We start from the raw sequence: 2,858 nt of genomic DNA, 5'->3' as shown, positions 1-2,858 counted from the left end.
AAGGAGTCATTGCGCGCAAGCGTGAAACTCAGCATTTCGCTGTCAAACCTCTGGAGTCTGCACCACGCTCACACGGGTGGATATTGGACCTTTCCTAAATGCGGCAGCGGGTGTGACTGGGATATAGCATGCGGCGCGATTCGCCGAACCAGCGAACCGCTTAGCCACACGTTTGAAGAAATTGAAATTGCGAGCGCGAACCGCGCTTGCGCTGAAACGGAAAAGCCGTTGCAGGATCGCTCCGGCAACGGCTTTTTTTCTACTTGATTTTCAGCGAGCGGGCGGTTCCATACTGGAAACGCCCGCTGTCACATCAACTGCTTAGTTATGCAAGGCGATCTGCACACCTTGTTGAATCAGCAGTTCCGTGTGCGCGCCCGAGTGCTCGTACACGTTGTACGTCACGCCACCGACTTGCGCCGTACCTTCCTGATGCCACACACCGTCCGCCACGCCCGCAATGTGCGCGTTCGACAGGTCCACGGAGTCGCCGTCCGAGCCGTTCACCATCATCTGCTGCTTGCCGTCCTTCTGGAACAGGTCCTGCTCGCCCAGGTTCAGCACGTCAGTCAGCGACAGATTCAGGTGGTTCGTATGGCCGCCAAGATCGATCACTTCAATACCCGAAATCTTCGCCGCCGCCGTCTGGCCAGTCAGCGAGGTCAGGTCGAGAACCTGATGATCACCGGTCAGGTGCAACGTGTTAGCGGCAGGCGTCACACCCGCTGCCTCCGTGGGATGCACCGTACTGCCCTGGATGTGGGCCGTGGTTTCCTTAAAGTATGACGTGGGATCTGCGTTCAGGTCCACCGTGTCATGCCCGGTCGTGCCGGTGAAGGCGTCATGTTCACCAACAACAGTATGATGCGCTTGACCATTGTCGGTTATCAAAGTCGCGTCCTCTACCGAGGCGACTTGGGATGCGTCGTGTTGCACGGCCAATGTGGCATGCACCCCGGTAAGCGGTGTTGTCAACCCAGATCCCGCTGGTATGGCGTTAAACGCAAACCACACACCGGGGCTCGCTATCAGACTCGTTATTGAATGGGTATCGACCACTCCCCCTGATATCCCGACAACGTTCCATGTCAAGCCATACGCGTTCTTAGCTGCACCTACACCGGTAGGCAGCTGGATGGACCATATCTGCGTTCCCGGGATCTGGGTAGGGAACGCAAGGTAGTCGTTGACCCCGTCTTGCGTAGTAATATACGCAGATGACACCGTCACTTGCACCCCATTGACGAAGCAACCGGTCAAGTCCATTTCAAACGTGTATGTACCTGTACCTGTGCCAGTGTAATTCGGGCGAACATAAAACGCCGCCACTTTGCCGCCGTTGCCTGCAAGCTCAGTAAAGTTGTACTGATTTGAAGCAAAGCCATGACCCACCGAATTTTCCACTTGCGCTGTATAAGTGTGGTTACCTGGCAAAACGCCAGAGCCGTTAAACGACCATGAAGTTCCGTTTACCGTTGCGTTCCCGACCTTATTGCCATCGAGATAGACCGCCAACGTTTCGCCTGACAACAGTGGGCTCGACACCGTGCCGTTTACGATCGGCGAGGTGTCATAGGTCTGACCGCCACTCGGCACATTCACATTACTGCTTCCCGAATCGTCGATCAGGTTCGAGATGCTGACGGTTTCCGCTGGCAGCGGGCTGATCTCGCTAAACGCGTAGGGATCGGACGTTGGGCCATGCCCCATGCTATTTTCAACTTGCGCCGTATAGGTGTGATTTCCAATCGTCAGGCCCGAGTCGTTGAACGTCCAGCTCGTGCCGTTCATGGTTGCAACTCCAACCTTTTGACCATCGCGGTAGATAACCAGCGTCTCACCGCTCAGCAACGACGACGACACCGAACCATGAACCACTGGCGACGTGTCACTGGTCGAGCTACCTGCCGGAATATTGGCACCTGATGTGTGATCCGACAGGCTGCTGATCGCGACGGTTTCCTTCGGCAGAGCCGTATCCACCGTGAACGTCCAGTCGTTTGACGGCAAGCTTAACTTGCCCGTGGCCGGGTTGGCCTGCGTTGCGGTAAGGTCATGCGCACCGTCAGCCAGCGCGGTCGCCGGCTTGAACGACCAGTCGCCCGTGCCGCTCACCGTGGTCGAGCCAATTTCAACGCCCTTGTCCATCACGTGCACGATGTCGCCTGCAACGCCCTTGCCGCTGATCACCGGATCGTTGTCGTCGGTTGTACCGTTGATTGGCACCGGACCCGTGACAGCACCCACAGCATCCAGCACCTGCGTGATCGAAGGCGCTACAGGCGTGGTCGTGTCAACATTGAACGGGAAGTCCTGCGAGGGGCCGCTGGTTGCGCCCGTAGCCGGGTTCGACTGCTCAGCCGTAATGTCATGCGGACCATCCGCCAGCGGAACCGTCGGCTTGAACGTCCAGTCGCCCGACGGGTTCACCGTGGTCGAACCAATATCAACGCCGTTATCCAGCACGTGCACGATGTCACCCGGCACGCCCTTGCCTGCGATCACCGGATCATTGTCGTCAGTCGTGCCGTGGGCCGGAATCGGGCCTACAACCGGACCAACGTTGTCTGTCGCACCGCTAATGGTCGGCACCGGCGGAACCGTGGTGTCAACCTTGAACGGGAAGTCCGTCGACGGATTACTCGTTGCACCGGTTGCCGGGTTCGTCTGCGTAGCGGTGATGTCATGTGCGCCATCTGCCAGCGGCGTGACCGGCGTGAACGTCCAGTTGCCAGACGGGTTCACCGTGGTCGAACCAATTTCAACGCCCTTGTCTATCACGTGCACGACATCACCTGCCACGCCCGTGCCTGAAATCGCCGGATGGTTGTCGTCGGTCGAACCGTTCTTCGGAACCG

2 protein-coding genes are annotated in these 2,858 nt (G+C 58.0%); one reads left to right on the top strand and one right to left on the bottom strand.

All coding sequences use genetic code 11. The features are described from left to right. Positions 1 to 267 (top strand): hypothetical protein (locus tag BSU04_RS47080; protein WP_218827274.1); only part of this gene is annotated, 267 nt, incomplete at its 5' end. 54 nt (positions 268 to 321) lie between these two features. Here BSU04_RS47080 and BSU04_RS13135 read toward each other — a convergent pair. Next, on the bottom strand, positions 322 to 2,858 hold a 2,537-nt coding region (locus tag BSU04_RS13135; RefSeq protein WP_256982653.1), incomplete at its 5' end, for an Ig-like domain-containing protein.

This window comes from Caballeronia sordidicola, assembly GCF_002220365.1.
GTDB lineage: Bacteria > Pseudomonadota > Gammaproteobacteria > Burkholderiales > Burkholderiaceae > Caballeronia > Caballeronia sordidicola_C.
Note: the sequence above shows the minus strand (reverse complement) of the source record. Positions and strands in the feature narration are given on the sequence as shown.